The 23347-nt window shown below is 51.9% G+C and carries 20 protein-coding genes; 14 read left to right on the top strand and 6 right to left on the bottom strand.

Translation table 11 applies throughout. The annotated features are described in order from the left end of the window. Window positions 1-250 precede the first annotated feature (250 nt). The 5 genes from ABCO64_RS03680 to ABCO64_RS03660 all read left to right on the top strand — a co-directional run bounded on the left by ABCO64_RS03680 (window position 251) and on the right by ABCO64_RS03660 (window position 7139). Window positions 251-1534 (top strand): ORC1-type DNA replication protein, encoded by a 1284-nt coding sequence (locus ABCO64_RS03680; RefSeq protein ID WP_371922846.1) that lies wholly within the window; start codon window positions 251-253, stop codon window positions 1532-1534. A gap of 21 nt (window positions 1535-1555) precedes the next feature. Then, window positions 1556-2047, top strand: coding sequence for an Lrp/AsnC family transcriptional regulator (locus ABCO64_RS03675; RefSeq protein WP_253456349.1), 492 nt, complete (start codon window positions 1556-1558; stop codon window positions 2045-2047). A gap of 16 nt (window positions 2048-2063) precedes the next feature. Next, a complete protein-coding gene (locus ABCO64_RS03670; protein WP_253456555.1) occupies window positions 2064-3224 on the top strand; it encodes an aminotransferase class I/II-fold pyridoxal phosphate-dependent enzyme in 1161 nt (386 codons plus the stop codon). Window positions 3225-3338: 114 nt separating this feature from the next. Next, window positions 3339-4745: a DNA-directed DNA polymerase II small subunit gene (locus ABCO64_RS03665; RefSeq protein ID WP_253456347.1), complete on the top strand. Its 1407-nt coding sequence runs from the start codon at window positions 3339-3341 to the stop codon at window positions 4743-4745. A gap of 369 nt (window positions 4746-5114) precedes the next feature. After that, window positions 5115-7139 (top strand): sodium-translocating pyrophosphatase, encoded by a 2025-nt coding sequence (locus ABCO64_RS03660; protein WP_253456344.1) that lies wholly within the window; start codon window positions 5115-5117, stop codon window positions 7137-7139. Window positions 7140-7431: 292 nt separating this feature from the next. On the opposite strand, the gene mgtE is transcribed toward ABCO64_RS03660, so the two are convergent. Beyond that, window positions 7432-8763, bottom strand: a complete 1332-nt coding sequence (gene mgtE / locus ABCO64_RS03655) for a magnesium transporter (RefSeq protein WP_253456341.1) — start codon at window positions 8761-8763, stop codon at window positions 7432-7434. 439 nt (window positions 8764-9202) lie between these two features. Here mgtE and ABCO64_RS03650 point away from each other — a divergent pair, with 439 nt between their 5' ends. Beyond that, entirely contained in the window at window positions 9203-10024 is an 822-nt protein-coding gene (locus ABCO64_RS03650; RefSeq protein WP_253456338.1) for a DUF4349 domain-containing protein, read from the top strand. A gap of 95 nt (window positions 10025-10119) precedes the next feature. Here the strand turns inward: ABCO64_RS03650 and nadC are convergent, their stop codons facing one another. The 3 genes from nadC to nadX are packed head-to-tail and all read right to left on the bottom strand — an operon-like array spanning window position 10120 to window position 12628. Next, the gene (gene nadC, locus ABCO64_RS03645; protein WP_253456335.1) at window positions 10120-10971 is read right to left on the bottom strand and encodes a carboxylating nicotinate-nucleotide diphosphorylase; all 852 of its coding nucleotides are present in this window, start codon (window positions 10969-10971) and stop codon (window positions 10120-10122) included. An 11-nt stretch (window positions 10972-10982) separates the two neighbouring features. Next, window positions 10983-11873 carry a quinolinate synthase NadA gene (nadA, locus tag ABCO64_RS03640; RefSeq protein ID WP_253456332.1) on the bottom strand — a complete coding sequence of 297 codons (891 nt, stop codon included), beginning with the start codon at window positions 11871-11873 and terminating at the stop codon, window positions 10983-10985. Further along, complete coding sequence (gene nadX, locus ABCO64_RS03635; protein ID WP_253456329.1) at window positions 11870-12628, bottom strand: aspartate dehydrogenase; 759 nt, start codon at window positions 12626-12628, stop codon at window positions 11870-11872. The genes nadA and nadX overlap by 4 nt, the downstream gene beginning before the upstream one ends. Before the next feature lie 446 nt (window positions 12629-13074). On the opposite strand from nadX, the gene kamA reads away from it, so the two are divergent. Next, the gene (kamA, locus tag ABCO64_RS03630) at window positions 13075-14394 is read left to right on the top strand and encodes a lysine 2,3-aminomutase (protein WP_253456326.1); all 1320 of its coding nucleotides are present in this window, start codon (window positions 13075-13077) and stop codon (window positions 14392-14394) included. Then, the gene (gene ablB, locus ABCO64_RS03625; protein WP_253456322.1) at window positions 14381-15232 is read left to right on the top strand and encodes a putative beta-lysine N-acetyltransferase; all 852 of its coding nucleotides are present in this window, start codon (window positions 14381-14383) and stop codon (window positions 15230-15232) included. The genes kamA and ablB overlap by 14 nt, the downstream gene beginning before the upstream one ends. Here the strand turns inward: ablB and ABCO64_RS03620 are convergent. Continuing rightward, window positions 15213-15491 (bottom strand): hypothetical protein, encoded by a 279-nt coding sequence (locus tag ABCO64_RS03620; RefSeq protein WP_253456319.1) that lies wholly within the window; start codon window positions 15489-15491, stop codon window positions 15213-15215. The genes ablB and ABCO64_RS03620 overlap by 20 nt on opposite strands. 98 nt (window positions 15492-15589) lie before the next feature. Here ABCO64_RS03620 and ABCO64_RS03615 point away from each other — a divergent pair, with 98 nt between their 5' ends. The 6 genes from ABCO64_RS03615 (at window position 15590) to ABCO64_RS03590 (ending at window position 22844) form a co-directional block, all read left to right on the top strand. Next, window positions 15590-18301 (top strand): PAS domain S-box protein, encoded by a 2712-nt coding sequence (locus ABCO64_RS03615; RefSeq protein WP_253456317.1) that lies wholly within the window; start codon window positions 15590-15592, stop codon window positions 18299-18301. After that, a complete protein-coding gene (locus ABCO64_RS03610) occupies window positions 18294-19439 on the top strand; it encodes a PAS domain S-box protein (protein ID WP_253456314.1) in 1146 nt (381 codons plus the stop codon). The genes ABCO64_RS03615 and ABCO64_RS03610 overlap by 8 nt, the downstream gene beginning before the upstream one ends. Before the next feature lie 129 nt (window positions 19440-19568). Continuing rightward, on the top strand, window positions 19569-20996 hold the full coding sequence (locus tag ABCO64_RS03605; RefSeq protein ID WP_253456311.1) for a sensor histidine kinase: 1428 nt from the start codon (window positions 19569-19571) through the stop codon (window positions 20994-20996). Between the two features lie 101 nt (window positions 20997-21097). After that, window positions 21098-22051, top strand: coding sequence for a DUF7544 domain-containing protein (locus ABCO64_RS03600; RefSeq protein ID WP_253456308.1), 954 nt, complete (start codon window positions 21098-21100; stop codon window positions 22049-22051). Window positions 22052-22157: 106 nt separating this feature from the next. Next, a complete protein-coding gene (locus ABCO64_RS03595; protein WP_253456305.1) occupies window positions 22158-22649 on the top strand; it encodes a YkgJ family cysteine cluster protein in 492 nt (163 codons plus the stop codon). Between the two features lie 54 nt (window positions 22650-22703). Next, window positions 22704-22844: a hypothetical protein gene (locus tag ABCO64_RS03590; RefSeq protein ID WP_253456302.1), complete on the top strand. Its 141-nt coding sequence runs from the start codon at window positions 22704-22706 to the stop codon at window positions 22842-22844. Here ABCO64_RS03590 and ABCO64_RS03585 read toward each other — a convergent pair. Next, window positions 22835-23329 (bottom strand): DUF367 family protein, encoded by a 495-nt coding sequence (locus tag ABCO64_RS03585; protein ID WP_253456299.1) that lies wholly within the window; start codon window positions 23327-23329, stop codon window positions 22835-22837. The two genes, ABCO64_RS03590 and ABCO64_RS03585, sit on opposite strands and share 10 nt — an antisense overlap. Window positions 23330-23347: the final 18 nt, after the last annotated feature.

The following is a 23347-nucleotide window of genomic DNA, read 5'->3' as shown; positions in this document are numbered from 1 at the left end:
TCTTTTGTCTTCAATCGGTTTCCAGTGGAAACAAAGGGGTTCTCACTTCCCAAACAAATGCCATATACATCAGTTGAGGATTAGTTCTATGTTATCTTTCCAATGGAAATAGTGGGGTTTAATAGTATGGAGTGTGTCATCTAGTCATGGATTTTGGATCAATTATTCTCACCTGAAGAGAGGAGATCCCTGATCACAGAAAACCTGGCTGAAGAATGTTTCAAGCGGCAATGCGGAGGGGAAATACAAGGTGACAGATGATAGCGTCCAATCAATGGGTCTTTTTAAAAAATACCTGGGAAAAAACAATGTTTTTAAAAACAGGGAAGTTCTTCGGCATAGTTATCGCCCCCAAATCCTTCCCCACCGGGCACCCCAGATTGATTCGATCGCTGCTGTTCTTGCTCCCTCCCTCCAGAACGAAACCCCCTCCAATATCCTGATTTATGGAAAAACCGGCACAGGAAAGACCGCATCTGTCCGGTATGTCGGCTACGAGCTGGAACGTGCCGGCAGTCATATGAATACACGATGCCGGGTTATCCACTTAAATTGTGAGGTTATCGACACCCAGTACCGGGTGCTTGCCCAGATTGCAAAACTTGTGGAAAACGTGGATGCACTCAGCTCCGACCGAACCAGGACCCATATCCCCATGACAGGGTGGCCAACCGATCAGGTTTATGCGGAACTCAAAAATATCCTGGAGAATGAGGGAGGTGTCCTTGTCATCATTCTTGATGAGATCGATAAACTCGTCAAGAAGAGCGGTGACGAAACCCTCTACAACCTCACCAGGATAAACTCCGAACTCGAACGATCAAAGGTCTGTATCATCGGCATCTCAAACGATCTCAGGTTCACCGATTTCCTTGACCCACGCGTCCTCTCCTCCCTCTCCGAGGAGGAGCTCGTCTTCCCTCCCTACAATGCCCCCCAGCTTGTCGATATCCTCCAGCAGCGGGCGGAGCTGGCGTTTATAGACGGGGTGCTGGCAGACGGGGTCATCCCGCTCTGTGCCGCGCTCGCCGCGCAGGAACATGGTGACGCACGCCGTGCACTGGATCTCCTCCGTGTCTCAGGAGAGCTTGCCGATCGCGGAAGTGAGGATTCCGTAACCGACAGGCACGTCCGGCTTGCCCAGGAGAAGATAGAGACAGACAGCATGGTCGAATGCATCTCAACACTCCCGACACAGAGCAAAGTGGTCCTCTATGCGATGCTCCTCCTCCACAAGATCAACCAGAAGATCTTTACAAGCGGTGATGTGATGCGTCTGTACCGTGAGATCACCCGCGAACTCTCCCTTGAAACCCTGACACACCGCCGGGTAACCGATCTCATCAGTGAATTAAATATGCTTGGTGTCATATCAACACGTGTTATATCGAGGGGGAGATATGGACGCACAAAGGAGATCTCGTTTGATTCGGCAACCAACCGGATCTGGGATGTTATCATGAGCGATCAGCGGCTTGTCGAGCATAAGATCTCCCGGTATAATGAAGAACAGGCAAACGAACTCTTCAAGTAAAGAACCAGAGGTGAATTTCCAATGGATGCAAAAGACAGGGAGATCCTGCAGCTCCTCGAATCCGACTCCAGGATTCCGGACGAAGATCTCCAAACGATGTTGAACCTCCCGGCAAAGGAAGTCCGCCAGCGGATTGATGCTCTTGAGAAGGCAGGAATCCTGCTGAAATATTCTGCTGTCATCGACTGGAAGAAGGCAGGGGTAGATGATGTCATGGCAGTCGTCGAGGTGAAAGTCAGCCCCGAAAGCGAATTTGGATATGACCGGATCGCCAACCGGGTTGCCCGGTTCCCAGAAGTAAGATCGCTTCGCCTCGTCACCGGCAGTTATGATCTCCAGCTCATTGTCACCGGCAGGACGATGCAGGAGGTCTCGGAATTTGTATCAGGACATATCGCGTCACTTGACAGTATCAGGGGAACCGTGACCCATATTGTCATGAAGACCTACAAGGAGCATGGCTGTGAGTTACAGAGAAGTGAAGGAGTCGACCGTCTTCCCTACAGTTTCTGAGAGTGGAAACCCCCCACTGAAAAAGAGCTATATCTCGGAGCGGGCACAGGCAATACCCCCCTCCGGGATACGGAAATTTTTTGATCTCCTCCTCTCGATGAGTGATGTCATCTCTCTTGGGGTCGGCGAGCCCGATTTTAACACCCCCTGGAACGTCTCGGTTGCGGGAATCGATTCAATTGAATCCGGTCTGACGGCATACACCTCGAATAAGGGACTTGAAGAGCTCCGTGACCTGATCTCCTCCTCCCTCCTCTCACGGTATGCGATCAGCTATGATCCGCAGGACGAGATCATCATCACCGGCGGCGTCTCAGAAGGCCTTGACCTGGCGGTCAGGACCGTTGTTGATCCAGGAGACGAGGTGCTGGTGGCTGATCCCTGCTATGTATCGTACGCACCCTGCGTCACCCTGGCTGGCGGTATCCCGGTCCTCCTCCCCTGTCCTGCAGATGATGAGTTCAGGGTGACCCCTGATGCCCTTATGGAGAGGGTGACGAAGAAGACGAAGCTTCTGATGATCAACTTCCCAAATAACCCGACCGGCGGCGTGATGAACAGAGATGATCTCAGGGCAATCTCCGATATCATCATCGATCATGATCTCCTCCTCCTCTCTGATGAGATCTACTCCGAACTCACCTATGAAGGCACCCATGTTGCCCCGGCTTCAATAGATGATCTCTGGGAACGGACGATCACACTGAACGGGTTCTCGAAGTCGTATTCGATGACAGGATGGCGTGTCGGCTACCTCTGTGCCCCCCCCGACATCGCTGCTGCCGCACTGAAGATTCACCAGTACGTGATGCTCTGCGCCCCAACAATCTCCCAATATGCCGCAATAGAGGCATTAAAGAACGCAGACGAGGCGAAAAACCGTATGGCTGCCGAATTCAGGATGCGCCGCAACCTCTTTGTCGCCGGACTGAACAAGATCGGCCTCTCCTGCCACCTGCCGAAGGGTGCGTTCTATGCATTCCCGTCAATCAAATCCACGGGCCTCTCGGATGAAGAGTTTGCTGAACGGCTCTTACTCGAACAACAGGTTGCAGTCGCCCCCGGAAGCGCCTTTGGCCCGTCAGGCAGGGGCCATGTCAGGTGTGCATACGCTGCATCCCGTGATGATCTCAATGAAGCCGTAAAGCGGATTGGAACCTTCATCGAGTCTCTTTGACAGACACGATGAGGGATCCTCCAGACGTTTTTCTCCGGATCGCCCGCGATACCCACGGCATCCGGCAACCCTGATCCAAGGTATAATTGGATCAGAGATCCCAACTACTCATCTATGCTCGTGGAGCAGGAGATTATTGCCAGGTTCTGTGAGGCTGGACACCTGGTTGATCCGGCTGTCGTCTCATACCTGCGGGAGCGCGGGGATCCGGCACTCATATCAGGCATCATCTCGGCACTCCAGGACGACTGTACGGTTGTCCTCCCCTCCCACATCCCGGCTCTTGCTCCAAAACGCGACGGACTCAGGTTCACTGCCGATCCGGTGCTTGAGATTATTGAGGGAATGGAAGGATCAACAGGCCCCATACGGCAGATCGAAGATTATGTCTCTCTCTTCAGGAACCGGTACGACAGACTCGGCGGCCTCATCAGGAAACGGGCCGGTGCAATCCCGATAGAGGCACTCACCCATTCGTCACGGTTCCGTGACAGTGATGTACTGATCATCGGGCTTGTCATTGATGCCAGAACAACCGCAAAGGGCCACCGTATCCTTGAGCTGGAAGATCCAACCGGTACCATTCCCGTCCTCTTCAATAACAAAAGAGACTCGTTTACCGAGGCTGAGCGGATCGTCCCCGATGAAGTGCTTGGGATCCGGGGAAAACTATCACCTGATGGGAAGCTCTTCTATGCCGACCAGCTCTTCAGACCCGACATTCCAATCCAGCATGCTCCCTATACCCCACAGAATGGCGGGAAAGCTGCGTTCATCTCTGATATCCATATCGGATCTGACACCTTTCTCGCAGAGCCCTGGGAACGGTTCTGCGACTGGCTAACCCAAGCAGACGATATCACATACCTCCTGGTTGCAGGCGATCTTGTTGAGGGGATCGGCATCTATCCCGGCCAGGAGAAGGAGCTTACCATCACCAATATCTATGAACAATATGACCAGCTTGGGGAGATGCTCTCGACCCTTCCCTCACGCATCAAAATTGTCCTTGCTCCCGGAAACCATGATGTTGTCCGTGCCGCAGAGCCCCAGCCGGTGATCCCAGAAGAGTTCCGTTCAACCTTCCCGAAGAACTGCCTCTTTGTGGAGAACCCTGCTGTTGTCTCGATCCAGGGTGCCCGGGTGCTGATGTACCATGGACGGAGTATTGACGATCTCATCAGCCTCATCCCCGGCGCAAAATACGAAGAACCCGGCGAAATGATGGAGGCGATGCTGAAACGCCGGCATCTTGCACCCACCTATGGGAGGAGAACACCGATGCTTGCAACAGAAAAAGACCGGTTTCTCATTGATCCGGTGCCGGAGATACTCCATACCGGCCATATCCATATCACCGGGATCTCCCGGTACAGGGGTGTGCTTGCAGTGAATGCCGGCACCTGGCAGTCCCAGACGGCTTTCCAGAAACAGATGAACATCAACCCGACTCCGGGCCAGGCCGTTCTTGTCGATCTGGAACAAATGGAACCAACAGTCTGTGATTTTTTACAGACGTAACCACCAAAACAGGTTTCCCTGGCACCTTGGGGAACAGATCACAGGAGCATCCCCTCACCAGCAATCCGGATGGAAAGGTTCATCTTCCGCTCCGGTAGAGAGCATCTATTCTCATGCTCACCCCCGTTGTGATGGCGAGGATGATGGCGCAGTACGAGTCCCAGATCGAGACCTATGGCATCATTCTTCAGTCTCTCTGACATTACCTTCCTCATAGGTGCTCCCCTGGAACAGTTCGCGCGCAGGGGGTCTCCTCCGAAGCACTCTTCGGCGATGGACGTAAGCGCATCCGGATACTTTCCATATGATATTTAAACTTCTCGTACCTTCTTCTATGGAAGGCATTCTGAACAAGGAGGTACCAAAAATATGGATCTCATTTATCTAGCACCTCTCTGCGCCCTGCTTGCCCTAATCTTTGCGGGCATCTCATACCGCTCCGTGAAGAAGGAAGGTACAGGGACCGAGGTTATGCAGAAGATCGCCGCCGCCATTCATCTTGGCGCCATGGTCTATCTGAACCGTCAGTACCGTGCGATTGCAGTCTTTGTCGTTGTTCTTACGATCGTTCTTGCAATCGGAATCTCTCCGCTGACCGCGGCTTGTTTTGTCCTTGGTGCTCTGCTCTCGGCAACTGCCGGATACATCGGGATGTACACAGCAACCGCGGCAAACGTCAGAACCACCAATGCAGCCCGTCGCGGCATTGCTGAGGCATTCCGTGTCTCTTTTGCAAGCGGTTCCGTTATGGGAATGGCTGTTGTCGGTCTTGGTCTTCTGGGTCTGTCGCTTGCCTATCTCGCCCTCAGCGCACTGGGTCTCCCGCAGGAGACTGTACTCTCCACCGTAACCGGGTTTGGTCTTGGTGCATCTTCGATTGCACTCTTCGCCCGTGTCGGAGGAGGTATCTTCACAAAAGCCGCCGATGTTGGAGCTGACCTCGTCGGCAAGGTTGAGGCAGGTATCCCCGAAGACGACCCCCGAAACCCTGCTGTCATCGCTGACAATGTCGGTGACAATGTCGGTGATGTTGCCGGTATGGGTGCTGATCTGTACGAGAGTTATGTCGGATCGATCATCGCCGCGATGGTGCTTGGTATCACCGCGGTTCATACCGAGATGTACCTTGGACTCGATCCGATGCAGCTTGTCCTGCTCCCGATGATGATCGCAGCACTTGGTATCATCTCTGCAATTATCGGGACATTCTTTGTCAGGACAAACAAGGCAGACTCAAGTGCAATCCACATGGCCTTCAACAAGGGGTTAATCGTCTCGATTATCCTGGTCGTGCTTGCAACCTACTTCCTGGTGACGACGATCGTCGGACCGGAATATATCGGCATCTTCTTTGCAGCAGTTGCCGGTCTCATTGCAGGATTTGCAATCGGCCTGATCACCGAGTACTATACCTCGTATGAACGGCCACCCACACTCTCAATTGCCCGGTCCTGCCAGACAGGGACAGCAACAAACATCATCAGCGGATTTGCAAAAGGTATGGAGTCGACCGTCTTCCCGGTGCTCTTCATCGCAATTGCAATCAGCATCGCCTACCACTTCGCAGGCCTCTATGGTATTGCCATTGCCGCAGTCGGTATGCTCTCAACACTTGGGATCTCCCTTGCAGTTGATGCATACGGCCCGGTTGCAGACAATGCAGGTGGTATCGCAGAGATGTCCCACCAGGAGCCGAAGGTTCGTGAGATCACCGATACCCTCGATTCTGTCGGCAACACCACTGCCGCAATCGGAAAGGGCTTTGCTATCGGATCAGCTGCGCTGACCGCACTCGCCCTCTTCTCTGCATACACCCTTGCAGTCGGTCTCGAACTCATTGATGTGACAAACCCGCTCGTCTTTGTTGGTATGCTCATCGGCGCCATGCTCCCGTTCCTCTTCTGCGCACTCACCATGACCGCAGTCGGAAAGGCAGCATATGCGGTTGTCCTTGAGGTCAGGAGACAGTTCAAGGAGATTGCAGGTATTATGGAAGAGAAAGCAGATCCGGATTATGCCGCCTGCATTACCATCTCCACAAACGCTGCTCTCCGCGAGATGATTGCGCCAGGTGTCCTGGCAGTTGCAGCCCCGCTTCTGGTTGGATACTTCCTTGGTCCCGAAGCACTTGGCGGCCTGCTTGCAGGGTCACTTGTTGCAGGGTTCCTCCTTGCGATCACCATGGCAAACGCCGGTGGCGCATGGGACAATGCAAAGAAATACATCGAGAAAGGCAACTATGGCGGCAAGGGATCCGAAGCCCACAAGGCAGCAGTCGTCGGTGACACCGTCGGCGATCCCTTCAAAGACACCTCGGGCCCGGCCATCAACATCCTGCTGAAGCTGATGGCGATGGTGGCACTTGTCTTTGCCCCGCTTCTCATCCTCGCCTGAAAAGAGGATACTAGACACTTTTTTTTTTCTTTTGCAGCATTGCCATTTCAGTGAAGCAATACCCCCTCAGGAAGAGGTGCGGCTTTCCATAAACCCTGCCAAACGCTTGTGCGTATGATAAACGTCTGCGTGTGATGCCACCAGAGGGGGGATATGGCATACGGGATCTATTATTTTGGGTGGAACACACGTGAGGTGTACTGTATACACGAAAGAAGAGACTCTTCCCTGTATTCAAACGGGGAAAAAAGGTATTGTTGTATTCCTTTGCGAGGCTGCTTGCCCGGGGAAATTATATGCCCAGGTACCAGGTGGCGATTGTAAAGTAGATGAGAACACCTGTTATATCACAGAACGAGGTGACAAGCGGGGTGCTCGCCACTGCGGGGTCTTTATTCAACCGTGCCAGGACGAACGGGAGGGTCATCCCGATGAGCGATCCGACAAGGATGATGATGAGCATTGCAAGTCCAACGACAACAGCGATCTCAGGGCCGCCACGGAACATACCAAGCACCATCACCGCTCCTGCAAGCGTCACACCAAGGGCGACTGCGATTCCTGCCTCTTTACCAATCAGCCCGAACCAGTCTCTCATCCGGACATCGCCAATGGCAAGAGACCTGACCATCAGGGTTGCGGACTGGGATCCGGCATTCCCTCCACTGTCAATTAAGAGCGGGAGGAAGAAGACAAGTGCAATAGCAGCTTCGATGGTCTCCTCGTAATATGCGATCCCTGCGCCTGAGAAGACGTTCATCAGGACAAGTACCATGAGCCAGGGAATCCGTTTCCGGTAGAGGAGTGATATGGTTGCTTCCTTGACATTCACCCCGAGATCACGGACCGAACCAATCTTCTGGAAATCTTCTGTCCCCTCTTCCTCAAGAAGGTCCATTGCATCATCGAAGGTGATAGATCCAACCAGGCGGCCTTCCCCGTCAAGAACGGCGATAGCGGGAATATCGTATTCGGAGACAAGTTCTGCTGCCCGTATACTGGTATCGGTTGTCCGGACGAAGACCTCGGGATCAGAAGCAAGCTCTCCAATCTCTGTATCAGGTGTTGTCTTCAACAGACTTCCAAGCCGGATATACCCCTCGTACAGCCGCCCCATCCCGATGACAAATATCACTCCCATCTCATCGGGACGGAGGGGACTGGTATGCAGGTTCTGGAGCACCTGACCGACAGTCTCACTTCTTCGTGCCGCAATATAGCGGGATGTCATAAATCTCCCGGCACTCCCTTCAGGGTAGCCGAGGAGCTTGTTGATAACAGCTGCGTCTCCCGGCTCCATGTGGGCGAGGATACGCTTGGTGATCTTTGCGGGAAGCTCCTCAAAGAGACGTGTCTGGTCATCCGGGTCAAGCCCTTCAACCAGCCGGAGCGTCTCCGGATCTTCCATCAGGGTGATCAGGCGTGCCTGCTGGTCTGGATCGAGTGACTCAAAGACAAGGAGAGCACTCTCCTTGTCCAGAAGCCGGAAGAATAATGCGTAGTCGGCATCATCCATCTCAGGGAAGAGCTCCACCCATTCGCTCCTCGAAAGCGACTGCGCATATGTCCGAAGGGTATGCCAGTCTCTGTTGGCAAGCAGCTCCCTGATTTTATCTATCTCCATAGATCAGACCTCCCCCCCTTTTCCTCTCAATCCCGGATCAGACAGCCACAAACTCGTTGGAATAATTCTCCTCATCCACCATACTTCTCTCGCCAGTTCTCTCTCAAACATTCGGAAACCAATATTCTGCCGATTCATGTTTGTTCACCTGTTTTTTTAGACTTTTTTCTCTCTCTGCGCAATGAGGATTCAATTATTCCAACAGATAGTGGGAATAAATAACCTGACGTACTCCGTATTTTTACCCGGCCACTGATGTCACCTCCTGTATTTAAATGCGACTTTTTTTACTTATAGTTGATCCAATCCCGGTTGCGGGATGCACCGCCACCCCGCATCACCAGAGTTTTGGATGATATATGCGAATATATTCCCACCTTACGCCAGCCTTAAGAGATCTTCGGCATACAGTATAGTTATCCGGAAAAGGATGTGATATATGACAAAACGAACTCCAATTCTCCTGATTCTGCTGCTCTTTGGGCTTCTTGCAATAGCAGGCTGTGTCAGTTCCGATCATGCCGCCTCTACGGTGGAGCCCTCATATGCAAGATATGCCGCCGAATATGAAGAAGCCATGGTAGCGGGAGATGCAGCATATGCTCCCGACAGCCAGGTGATCAAGGAAGGCTGGATACATCTCCGGGTTCGTGACACCAGGGGTGCTACCGGGGATATAACCACCATCGCAGAACGATACAACGGCAGGATACAGTCGCTCTCCCTCAATTCTGGTGGCATGCGGGATGGGCGTGAACAGTTTTATGCTGAGATCACCCTCAGGGTGCCTTCCCATGCTTTTGATCCTGTGATGCAGGAGATAGAAGGCCTCGGCACACTGACACAGCGGCAGGTCAAGACCCGTGATGTCACAGCCGAATATACCGATCTCCATGCTGAACAGAAGGCTCTTGAAGACCAGCTCACCCGGCTCGCCGAGATCCTCCAGAAAGCAGAGACGGTAGAGGAGATCCTGAAGGTGCAGGCGGCAATTGATACCGCTCAGATGAACCATGACCGCGTGACCGGCAGGATCAACCTGATGAGCTCACAGATCGATGAATCAACGATCCAAATCTTTGTCCGGGAAGGAGAGGCAATCGGGATTGATTCGGGCTTCTCCCTTTCAGGAATTTTGAATACCGGTATCAGCGCCCTTCTCTTTGTCTTTGGCATGATGATCGTGGCTGTCTTTGCGCTTCTCCCGCTTGCAGTTGTCGGAGGAATTGCATGGTATGTCATCAAAAAGAGGAGAGGATGATTCAGAAACTCTTTCTTTTCTTTTTCTCTCTCAAAAAAAATGTATAGGCAGGCAGGGGGGGCCGGGGGCAAAACCCGCCTGCCCGACTTCTCCCTTTATAATTTGATAACCCGCAGGGCCATCCTCATCTCAAGGCTGAAATCAAAATTTTTCACCGAGTGGGTCAACCACCCGGACGAGACGAGATCAATCCCGCACCCTTCATAGGATCCGGCATTTGCCGGGGTTATGCCGCCTGAGATCTCAAGGAAAACATTCTTCCGGAGATCATGCGCTTCCAGGAGGGCTACTGTCTCTTTCACGGAATCCGCATTCATATTATCAAGGAGCAGGGCATCCGCCCCTGCTGATGCAGCAGTCATTGCGTCTTCAGGCGTCTCAACCTCGATCTCAATCACCCTGAACCTGGAGACAGCCCTTGCTTTTGCGATCGCCTCCTCAATCCCGACGAGTGCAAGATGATTATCCTTGATCATGATCGCATCGGAGAGGGTATACCGGTGTGGATCTCCTCCACCAAGCATGACCGCCTTTTTATCAAAGAACCGGAGCCCCGGCGCCGTCTTCCTGGTTCCGGCGATCCGGGCGCCGGGCATCACCGATTCGATGAGGGAAGAGAACCGTTTCGTGGCAGTGGCAATTCCAGACATCCTCCCCATCAGGTTCAGAACCGTCCTCTCGGCAAGGAGGATGCCATGAACCGGACCCGAGATATCCAGGATCTGCTGGCCGGGATCGATCCAGTCTCCATCCCCTGCCAGCGCCCGCGCCTCAACGCCGCATTCGGAGAAGAGAATGATCGCCTCGGCAATACCCGCAACCACCCCGGTATCCCCGGCAATAACAGCCGCCCGGCCATCTGTCATGGGGACGACTGCCTGGGTCGTCTGGTCGCCAAAGGGGGCGTCTTCTGCAAGAAACCCCCGTAAGGTCTCATGGTGAATCATAGGCATTACCTTCAGAGGGAGAGCATTCTCTCGACAGCCTTCCGGGCAGGAAGAGCAATGTCGGGATTGATCGTAATCTCATATACACCTTCCTGCAGGGATCTGAGCAGATCTGCTGCCTTCGTCTTCTTCATGTCGTCACAGACGGCCCCGGAATCAACATGGAAAATCAGGTCCGGATAGAGTGTCTGGAGCCGGTATCCCATCTCCCGCTCGGTGCAGACGAACCATTCCTCACAGTCGCAGGCATGCCGGACCATTCCACCTGTTGAGGTGACAAGATCTGATTCTGCCTGGATTGCCGGAAGGCATTCGGGATGGCATACCACCCGCCATCCCTTCTCTTTTGCCTCCCGGATCTGCTCTTTGGTAAATGCGGTATGCACATAACAGTGCCCCTCTGCCGGAAGCGGGATGATCCGCTTCTCAGGCACCTGCTGCTGCACATAGGAGGCAAGATTTGCATCCGGCCCAAAGAGTATCGTTTCTTCTGAAAGCGACCTGACCACCGCCGCAGCATTTGAGGATGTACAGGTGATATCAGCAGCTGCTTTTACCTCCACGCTGGAATTGACATAGACGACGACTGCCGCATCCGGGTGCTGCTCCTGTGCCTCCCGGATCATCTCAGGGGTGAGGAAATCAGCAAGCGGACATCCGGCATCCAGGACGGGTATCAGGACGGTTTTATCCGGTGAGAGGAGCTTGGCGGTCTCTGCCATGAACCGGACACCGCAGACGATCAAAAGGGGCTCTTCTGCATCAGCTGCCGTAATGGCGAGCTCCAGGCTGTCCCCGACAATATCTGCAACCTCCTGTATCTCAGGCAACTGGTAGTTGTGAGCCAGGATGAGCGCGTTTTGTTCTTGTTTCAGTTTCAGTATATCTTCTGCACCAGTCATGTTCCGATCACCAGCGGGTTTTCGAGATCCCTGAGAAGGGAGAGGATCGAGAGTGCGGCAAGGTAGCTTGTGGCAGGATTATCCGGGCTTGGGACGTTCCTCACCCTGATGTATGCATCACCAAACTCGCCTTCAATAAAGATCTCGTGTGTATTTCTATCAGTGTCCGGGTCAACCCAGAGTTCAACATCCACCTCATGGCCGGCAGCCAGCGTAAGAGCCTCGGATACATTGACGTTCTTTGGATAGTTCCTGATGCATTCATGTGCTTTTCCTGAGAAGATCATCGTCGGCTCGTCGCTTTCGATCCCAAGCGATGTAGTGCTCTTTGTTGTTCTGAGAAGGAAACTGGTGATCGCTGAGATCCTGCCGACTTTGATATTGTCAAGACCCATCACTGCACCTGAAGGGACATAGATCTTCTTCTTCATCTCTTTTGCAATTGCAATAAGACGCTCACGATAGGAGTGATCTGTGAGTGCACCGACACTCATCACAATAAAATCCCGTCCGGATTTCAGGATCAGTTCACCGAACTCCTGCGCGGCAGCAACAGATGCCGCTTCAACAACAATATCAAAATCTGCCGATAAAAACGAGTCGGCATCGGTAAAGGCAACAGCACCCGATGCTGATGCCAGCTCCTCTGCTTTTTCTGGTATCCTGTCATAGACTGCGGTAATGGAGAATCCAACCTGGTTCCTTGCGATAATATGTCCGATATTTCCGCATCCAAGCAGTCCGACCGTGATCATTGGTAGTAATTCTGCTTCGATCCGGTATAAACCGATCAGGTATAAACTGTTCAGGTCTGCCCCCCCGTATCACCGGGTCTGTATACAGGGATCTGATCAGAAGCGTCAATAACCGTCTTTGCAAAAAAAAACACCCAATCACCCTGTTGACCCTGCCGGAAATACGGATCGTATATTTGTGCCAAACCGGTCTGCTGATCACGTATATGTCCCGAATTCTGAAAAAGAGAATGGTAGTATGCGTAAAATGCCATTTCTAATCCTTATCCTTAATTGATCTGGATATCTGGTCAATACGCTGCTCAAAACAAACAGCACTACATAAAACTATCCCCTTATTTCGCCTGTAAATCTTTCAATTCAATAAACAGACCGATGTCCAAAAGATTTATGCGTGATCTTGGAGAAAGAAGCTACCGAACTATTTTCAGAGAGTTGAACCTATCATGGAATCTGCAAATAATAGCCAGTATACAGGAGTCAATCATAACGATATCAATGAGGATGCACCACAATGGAGGGACTGGAGGTGGCAGATTGCTCATACAATACGCGATATCAGAACCCTTGAGAAGGTTCTTGGGATCACGTTTCCCCCGGATGAGCGGAAAAAACTTGAAGAGACAATTTCGAAGTTTCCACTTGCAGCAACACCATACTACCTCTCATTAATCAGAACCGAGGATTATGCAAATGATCCCGTCTTCCTGCAGGCAGTTCCGTCGGCAGATGAACTGATCATCGAAGGCTGCGATCTCGAAGATCCCCTTGCCGAGGATAGCGACAGCCCGGTCCCTGGTATCACCCACCGCTATCCTGACCGTGTTCTCTTCCTGGTCTCCAATGTCTGTTCCATGTACTGCCGCCACTGCACCCGGAAACGGAGGGTTGGCGATCGCGACCGGATCCCGACATGGGAGGAGATGGAGGAAGGTATCGCCTATATCCGCGATCATCCTGAGATTCGTGATGTCCTGCTCTCAGGAGGCGATCCCCTGATGCTGCCTGATGATCTGCTGGACCGGATCCTGACTGAGCTTCGGACGATCCCGCATGTTGAGATCATCCGGATCGGGACACGAACCCCGGTTGTTCTTCCATTCAGGATCACTGACGGTCTCATCGGGGTGATGAAAAAACACCAGCCGATCTGGATAAATACGCATTTCAACCATCCCCAGGAGATTACACCGACTGCTGAAAAAGCGCTTGCAAAACTTGCTGATGCAGGCTTTCCGCTCGGCAACCAGTCAGTCCTCCTTGCAGGCGTAAACGACTGCCCGAGGATTATGAAGGCACTTGTCCAGAAGCTCGTCAAGAACCGGGTCCGCCCCTACTACCTCTACCAGTGCGATCTCGCAGAAGGACTCTCCCATTTCAGGACGCCTGTTGGAAAGGGAATTGAGATCATCGAGAACCTGATCGGCCATACAAGCGGTTTTGCAGTCCCCACCTATGTCATCGACGCACCCGGCGGGGGAGGAAAGATTCCGGTGATGCCGACATACCTCATCTCGTACTCGACAAACAAGGTGATTCTCAGGAATTTTGAAGGTGTGATCACAACATACAGGGAACCGGATCATTACGAGACGATCTTCTGTGATCGCAACTGCAAAGACTGTGTGCTCCAGCTGAACCTCAGGGGCGGAGAGGAGCAGCATGCAGTTGGTATCGCCCGTCTCCTCTCTGACTATGATGAGACGACTGCACTTGTCCCGGCAGACTCTGAACGGATGGCAAGGAGAGAAGATGAAGAAGAGTGATTCTATTGTCAGGGTGGGCAGAAGTGTCATCCAGCATGGCGCCCACAACAACAGGATTTATGTCATCCGTCTTGATACCGGTGATACAGAGCGGGTTCTCCAATGGGTAAACGAAACCCTCGGGAAGGAAGGGTATACCAAGGTCTTTGCAAAAGTACCGGCAGCAGAGGCTGATCTCTTTCTCAGAGACGGGTTTGCGGTTGAGGCAGAGATCCCGGGTTTCTTCCCGGACGGTAGTGCCTGTCTCTTCCTTGGGAAATATACCGATCCGTCCAGGAGGAAGCATGATGGCACGTCTGTTGCCGAGACCCTTGAGATCTCATGGCAGCGTGCCGGTGCAGGAAACCCGCCACTGAAAGAGGGACACCTGATCCGGGAGGCGGGTGTCCCGGATGCAAAGGCGCTTGCAGAACTCTACGCATCGGTCTTCCCAAGCTACCCGTTTCCAATCGATGATCCCAACTTCATCTCGGACTCGATCGAGGGAGGAGAGACCCGGTTCTTCCTCCTCTGTGATGCAGGCCATCTCATTGCAGCCTCATCTGCCGAACTGGACAGCACCTCAAAGACCGTCGAGATGACTGATTTTGCAACCCTGCCTGCTGCCCGCGGGGCTGGTGCTGCAGGCGCTCTGCTTGCCCATATGGAAGCCATTGTCAAAGAAGAAGGGTATCATCTCGCCTACACGATCTGCAGGGGCGAAGAGCCCGCGATCAATATCCTTTTTGCTCGCGGTGGTTACCGGTATGCAGGCACCCTCCCGAATAACACGCAGATCGGGGGCGGTTTTGAGAGTATGAATGTCTGGTACAAACACCTCATTTCGAAGTCTTTGTAGTATGTGCCAGAGCCAGCCCTTCTTCAAGAGACTGAATCATCTCTTTTGCATAACGTTCTTCTGAGAGTCCGAGGAGATCCATTGCATCCACAAAGATCCGGATCAATTCTTCACCAAGGAGAAGAAGCCATTCGACGAACTCTTCGAGTGCTTCGATTGATCCGAGAGGCGCAGGAGGATCCCCGGACGCCCCCGCGACACCTGAAATGGCAAGGGAGCTGACGAAGACGGTTATAAAGATGAGATATACTCTCTGCATACAGCGATTAAGTACGCTTTGGAGATATACAAACTATATGGTGCAGACGTCCCGGATTCATCAAAACTATTATTTTTCAGAAAGCCAATTGCTTCTGTATGCCGCCCCCCATCTCCATGCCGATCTCCATTCTCTATGTGGATGAAGAGCCGGCACTGCTTGAGCTCGGGAAACTCTTTCTTGAGATGGAGGATACCTTTTGTGTTACAACCTGTACAACTGCGAAAGAGGCGCTGGATTACCATCTCAGGGAACCATTTGACGTGATTATTTCTGATTATGAGATGCCTGAGATGAATGGCATCGATTTTTTACAACAGCTCCGGGGGGCATCAGATCAGACACCATTTATTATCCTGACCGGGAAGAGCCGTGAAGAGGTTGCAATTTGTGCATTGAACAGTGGTGCGGATTTATATTTCCAGAAAACCACAGATCCGAAGGTTCAGTTTGCTGAACTGTCTCATGCGATTCGGATTGTTGTTGGTAAAAGAAGAAGTGAATTAGCGGAATTTCGGAATGGAAAACTGCTTAAAGAAGCAAAATCCCTCAGGCTCTCTATCCTGGAAGCAATACCGGATATCCTGATACGCTGTGATGCGGAAGGAACGTATCTTGATATCCTGACGCCTGATAATAAGCTGCTCCTCTCTCCAAAGGCTGAACTGATAGGAAAGACTGTCCCCGAGGTGGTGTCAGAGGAGATTGGACTTTTGTTTGTTGAGGCGATTCAGAAGGCTCTCTCAACGCAGGAGCTTCAGACGATCGACTATATACTCACTGTCACAGCAGGTAAGAAGTTTTTTGAGGCTCGTATCGTTCCCTATGTAGCAGACGAGGTGCTCATCCTCATCAGGGATATTACGGTAAGGAAGGGTGCGGAGGCCCGTCTTCGTCACCATCTCAGGCGTGCAGAAGCACTCCTTACGCTCCACAGGATGTCGGGTGCAACAGAACAGCAGCTATTGGATGCCACCCTTGATGCCGGCCTTTCTGTAACAGAGAGTCCATATGGCTTTATCGGTCTTTTGAACCCTGATGAATCGGTGATGACCATCCATGCCTGGTCAGAAGAGGTGAAGGATGAGTGCGCTGTTGAAGACCAGCCGGTCCGGTTCCCGGTAGAATCAGCCGGTATCTGGGGCGAGCCTGTCAGGACACGACTCCCGGTACTCATCAATGACTACGCTGCCCCACACCCTGCAAAGCACGGGTTGCCTGAGGGGCATGTCCCGATCTCCCGGTACATGGGTGTTCCGATCCTGTTTGGAGAGGAGATCTTTGCGGTTCTTGCAGTTGCCAATAAAAGAGAGGATTATCTGGATGATGATCTCTCTGCACTGACACATCTTGGGATCATGATGAGCGAGCTGATCCACCGGACGAGATCTGATGATTCCCTCCGTGAGCGCGAGCAGCGGTTCAGGAGCCTCACCGAGCATGCCAGGGACATCATGTACCGGATAGCTCTCTATCCAGATGTCCGGATTACCTATGTAAACCCGGTGGTCAGCGAGATAACCGGGTATGGCCAGGAGGAATGGTATCGGAAGCCGGAACTGCTCTGGGAGCGTATCCACCATGATGATCGTCACATTCTCAATCAGGATTATTCTTCAGAACCCCCGAAAACCCCACTTATTACCCGCTTTTATCGGAAGAACAACACAATGATCTGGTTTGAACAGAATATCGTCCCAATACGGGATAATTCCGGAGCTATTACTGCAATCGAGGGTATCGCACGTGATATAACCGATATTAAGCGGGCTGAAGAGGAGGCGCTTGTAGAGAGCAAAAAACGCTACCAGTCACTCTTCGAGTCCATAAATGACGGCTATGCCAGGTACCAGATGATACCTGATCATGATGGGAACCCGGTTGATTTTCAAATTATTGAAGCAAATCCCGCATTTGAACAGGTCTCCGGATTGCCAGCTGATTCATGTATCGGGAGAAGTGTGTTGGAAGTCTTTCCGACAACAGGCAGAAAGTGGGTTGAAGTCTGTGGAAAAACCGCAACAACCGGAGAGCCACAGGCTTTTGAGGAGCAGCTGCCTGGTATTGGCAATATATTTGAGGTACTGGTATACAGGCCACAGGAGGGAGAATGCGCTGCTCTCTTCCAGGATATAACCGAGAAGAAGAAGAAAGATGAAGAGATTCAACGTTCACTCCGGGAAAAAGAGACGTTGATAAAGGAGATCCATCATCGTGTGAAAAACAATATGCAGGTGATTGCAAGTCTCCTGATGCTGCAGAAGGACAGCATTGCGGATCCCCTGATGCGTGAGGTATTCATGGAGAGTGAAAACCGGGTCTATTCAATAGCCCTTGTGCATGAGAAACTCTACCAGTCGGATAACCTCTCCCGGATAGACTATGGCGAGTACCTCTCTGATATCGGGAGCCATATTCTGGCTTCAAGAAACGGGGGAGATGAGAGAATCCATCTTGAGATCGATGCTCCGGATATCTATCTCTCAATAGACAGAGCCGTGCCCCTCTCACTCATCACCAACGAACTCCTGACCAATGCCCTGAAGCACGCCTTTCCGGATGGCAGGGAGGGGACTATCCACATTCAGATGGAACGTATTGAGAACAGATTCATATATCGCTTTGCTGACGATGGTATTGGTCTTCCAGATGACCTTGATTATACCAACACACATACACTCGGCCTGCAGCTTGTTTGCAACCTGGTGAAGCAGCTCCTTGGGACAATGACACTGAAACGGGGGACGGGAACGGCATTTGAGCTAACCTTTGAAGCCAGTATGGAGGAGGAGGAGGAAGATAATGAGTAATGCAGCGATATTGATCGTGGAAGACGAAGCGGTCACCGCGATGGCAATACAAAAAAGCCTGACGAACCTGGGCTATTCGGTCTGCGGGATCGCTCCGACAGCAGAGCAGGCTGTAAACAAAGCCAGAGAGCTCGACCCCGACCTCATCCTGATGGATATCAAGCTTGCCGGGAAGAAGACCGGAATCCATGCAGCAGCAGAGATTAACCGGCATAAGAACATTCCAATCGTCTACCTGACCGCGTTTTCAGATGATAGGATCATCAATGCGGCAAAAACGACTGAGCCGTTTGGATACATCCTCAAACCCGTGCGTGAACAGGAACTCAGGACCACAATCGAGATGGCACTCTACAGACATGCGATGGAGACAAAACTCAGAGAGCATGAGGATACAATCCGCGTACTGCTGAATGCAACCGATGATATGCATTTTCTCATGGATACAGGGGGCACAATCCTTGCTGCAAACAAGGCTCTTGCTGACTGTGCAGGCAAAACCCACGAGGAGCTGGTTGGAACGGATATTTATGATCTTGTTTCCCAGGGTTGTATATCACCCAAAATGGCAGGGTATAAGTTCCCAGCGAATCAGAACACGTCAGTGATATCGACAGAACGCTTTGGAGAGAGATGGTTTGATATCGGGATACATCCGGTCACAGATTCCAGAGGGGTGGTGATTAAATATGCGGTACATATCCATGATATCACAAGGCTCAAGGGAATGGAGGAGAAGATACGCCAGAAAGACGAAGTGTTCAGATCAATCATCGATGATATGGCTGATATCATCATAATCCTGAACCAGGATGGCACGCTCCTCCAGGAGAGCCCGTCACTGAACCGGTTTGCCGGATACAGGGATGAAGAGAAGCAGGGCAGAACGTGGTTTGAGTATCTCCATGAGGACAGCCTTGAAACCGCCCGCAGGCTCTTTTTTGAGGTCCTGAAAAACCCGTCACAATCCCGGAAATTTGAGCTGAACTTCCAGACCGTTCATGGAAAGACCATCTCTGTCCAGGGTATACTGAGCAACCACGTTGATGATCCCGACTTTCTCTTCGATGGTATTGTACTGACTGGATGGGTGAAGAGACACCCCGATGTACCGCAGCTTTCAGATGCGGGCTCATAAGATGCGGGCTCATAGGTTCCGGAATAGCCATCCGGGGGCTGATCCCCTCTCTCTCATCTCCACAAAGCCTTGGCAGCCCAAAAGAGATCCATCAATAGTATTAATCCTGCCAACAGCCATCTTCTCTCTATGCCCCTTCAGGAAGCTGATGCATCTTTGATCGCTCTCTTATATGTTGATGATGAACCTGACATCCTCACGATTGGTAAGAGATTCCTTGAAAAGAAGGGGGGTTTCACGGTTCATACCTCAGAAAACGTCAATGATGCCATCACGCTTCTCTCTGAAAGGAGATTTGATGCAATCATATCAGATTACCAGATGCCGGTATGTGATGGCATCCGTTTTATGCAGTACCTTCGTGAGAGGGGTGATGAGACTCCATTTATTATTTTTACAGGGAAAGGAGACGAAGAGGTCGTCATCCGGGCTCTGAACAGCGGCGTTGATTTCTACCTTCAGAAGGAGGGGGATCTGAGAAAGCAGTTTGCAGAGCTTGAAAATGCGATTCGTTATGCGGTTGCACAGAAGAGAAGCGAAAAAGCACTCCGGGAGAGTGAGAACCGCTACCGCTCGCTCTTTGACTCGATGCATGATGGCTATGTCCATCACCAGGTTATCCGGAATCAGGGTGCAAAGACTATCAGATACCCGATTATCGAGGCAAACAAGGCTTTTGAAGAGATAAGTGGTCTTTCACGCGATCAGATCCTTGGAAAGGAGATGAAAGAGATCCTGTCCGAATTGGAAGCAGCCTGGGATGAACGTTTTGAGAGGGCTGCTTTCATGCATGAAACCCAGGTATTTGATTATCCCCATCCCGATCTGGAGAGGCATTTTGAAGTATCCATATACAGCCCCGGATCTACAGAATGCAGCACACTCTTCCATGACATCACTGAAAAGAAGAAGCGGGAGGAGGAGACGAAGCGTTCACTCAGGGACAAAGAGATCCTCCTGAAAGAGATACATCACCGGGTTAAGAACAACATGCAGGTGGTATCAAGCCTCCTCATGCTCCAGAAGGAGAATATCCTGGATACAACTGTCCGCGATCTCTTATCTGAGAGCCAGAACCGGGTCTACTCAATTGCCCTTGTCCATGAGAAACTCTACCATTCCGGGAACCTCTCCCGGATCAATTATGGTGAGTACCTCCACAATATGACCGATTATGTTCTTGCGTCACAAGGAATGGGAGAGGGAACTGTCTCAATAGAAATATCTGCACCTGATATCTTTCTCACGATAGAAACAGCTGTTCCGCTCAGCCTGATCACAAACGAACTCCTGACAAATGCCCTGAAGCATGCGTTTTTGGATGGCAGAACCGGATCGATTGCCATAACCCTTGAGAGAAGAGATCAGGTTGTCAGCTACCGCTTTGCAGATGACGGTATCGGCTTTCCCGAAAACCTCGACTTTACCAACACCAAGACACTTGGTCTGCAGCTTGTGAACAACCTGGTGAATCAGCTCCTTGGAACAATAACAATGAAACGGGACTCCGGGACAGTATTTGAAATCCTGTTCCCGCTTGATGAAGAGGACACTTGAAACAATAGAGATGTCCCTGTTGCCACCGCAGCCGAAATAAAACGTTTTTTTGAAACACAACCTGCAATCTCTATAAAGTATCTGGTCATACCAGTCCCTGTATGACCTACTATGCTCTCACGGAGATCGACTCTGCAATCCAGAGAACCCGCGATCTCCTCTGGCCGTTTCGAAAAGGTGTATGGCTGCGCCTCGCAGTCATTGCGCTTTTTGTCGGCTTTGGCGGGTGGTTCCCGCAGCCGACATGGTCTTCTGACACCGAAATTTTTGGAGATCTGGCTGGTTTTTCCGCTCCAACTCTCCCGGAAGAGATGCTGGTTATCCTTGCCCTCATCCTCATGGTGGGATTGCTTGGCCTGCTCTTCTGGCTGATCCAGTCGATTATCCAGTTTGTTTTTATTGATTGCATTGCAACAAAAGAGATCTCGCTAACCCGGACATTTGGGCTCCGTGCAGGCAAGGGCATCCGCCTGCTTCTCTTCCAGGCTGGCCTCGCGATTCTTCTGCTCCTTCTCCTTGGCCTTCTCTCACTTCCAATCCTCTATGCTGCAGGAATACTTTCAGGACCATCCATTGGTTTCCCGATTGCCCTCCTCCTGCTCTTCATGATCCCGTTCTTCCTATTGTTTGTTCTATTCGCAGCCCTTATCCAGCTCATCACCATCGATTTTGTCGCCCCCCTCATGATCAGGAGAGACTGCGGGGTGCTTGAAGGGTGGAGAACCTTCATCAGGATCCAGGAGGGGCAGTGGATGCAGCTCATTGTCTATGTACTTGTCCGCGTCCTTGCTGCGCTTGGAACCGGCATTGTCATACTGCTGTTATCGCTTCTGGTGCTTGCAGTCATTGCCCTTCCGTTTATTGCAATCGGACTGATTGGCATGATGCTCCTTGCGGCAGGCAACATTGTACTCCTTCTCCTTCTGGCAATACCATATCTCATCATTGCAATACCGGCGGTTCTCATGGTCTCGGTACCATTTGTCACCTTCTTCAGGACCTATTCCCTCCAAGTACTTGGCAGGCTCTCTCCTGATGATGCACTGCTCACATGAAGACATGGCGGGTTTGCCCTTCACACGGGCTTCCACCCCGTTTTTTGTACTGTAACCAATCCTTATCCCTCTGAAGAGCTCATAGAATCGACAGACGACAGGAGGCATGGTTACTATCCCATTTGAATGCAGCCAGTGCGGGGACTGCTGCAGCTATCTCGGCACTGTCCACCAGATCGAGAAAGACTATGGCGAACAACGCTACCTCATCCGAAACTGCTATACCGGCGAGAGAACAGCGGTTCAGATCAGCCCCGGGCTGCTCCACCGCTTTCTGGACGACGAGACATCTGGAGAACGGCCGGAGGCCTGCCCGTTCTTCCGCTTTGATCCAGACGAACGCAAAGGGTACTGCTGTGTCCATCTGACCCGGCCCGCAATCTGCCGGGACTACGGCTGCTGGCGTATCCTCATATCCAATGCAGATGGAGAGCGTCTTGGCCGTATCATGGGCAGCCGCCACCTCTCAACCGAAGATCCCAAACTCCTCGCTCTCTTCAGGGATGAAACTGCAGCCCTCTCCCCGCTCCCTGATTCCGACTGGGACGACGCGGTGATCCTGATCCTGCGCCGTGCCGGGTATACCGTCTCTGTCTGAGGTTTTTTTTATCTCTGATCACGACGATTGCCCTTGTCTTGTGCGGTTGTTACTGTGGCAGCCGGGCTCATCATGTATACGATGCTTGAGGAGCAGTATAAGAAAACGCATTTTATGAAGGATCTCGTCTGCTGGATCCGCCAGGAGATCGATCCCGATCTGAAGCCTGCCTCTGAAGACGGGGATCAGAGGTAATCTGCCTGGACGGCAAGCACCCCGGCACTGTCCCCGGCTGCTGCATACTCTGCAAGCGGTTCTGCATTCACCTCAAGAAACCGGATGCCAAAGGCCACTTTCGAGAGTACCAGTTCCGCCTGCTCCCGCTCACCAAGGATACAGAGTGCCGCGGCAAGCGCCTCGACTGAGGAGAGGAGAAAAGGCCTGCCGAAATTAATTGGGTTTGCCGCAACAAGGAACGGGAGTGCCCGGCGATTCCGAAAAAGAGTCAGCTCATCTCGTTCAAGCACCTCCCAAGAACAATCAAGGGCGGTTATGGATCCAGCCCATCTCCGGTCAGCGGGCGAGATGACAACACCGGCAGTCGGGTCAAGGAGGAGTGTCTTCTTTGGTACCTGCCTGATTTTTGTATGCACACGAACCATACCGTACCGTTCAAGTTTTTTGATAGTACACTTTCTCGGATCACAGGTATTGTCCCGGTACGCCATCAGGGGGATCATTCTGGTTTATTGGTATTC

Source organism: Methanocalculus natronophilus, from assembly GCF_038751955.1.
GTDB classification, from domain to species: Archaea; Halobacteriota; Methanomicrobia; order Methanomicrobiales; family Methanocorpusculaceae; genus Methanocalculus; species Methanocalculus natronophilus.
Note: the sequence above shows the minus strand (reverse complement) of the source record. Positions and strands in the feature narration are given on the sequence as shown.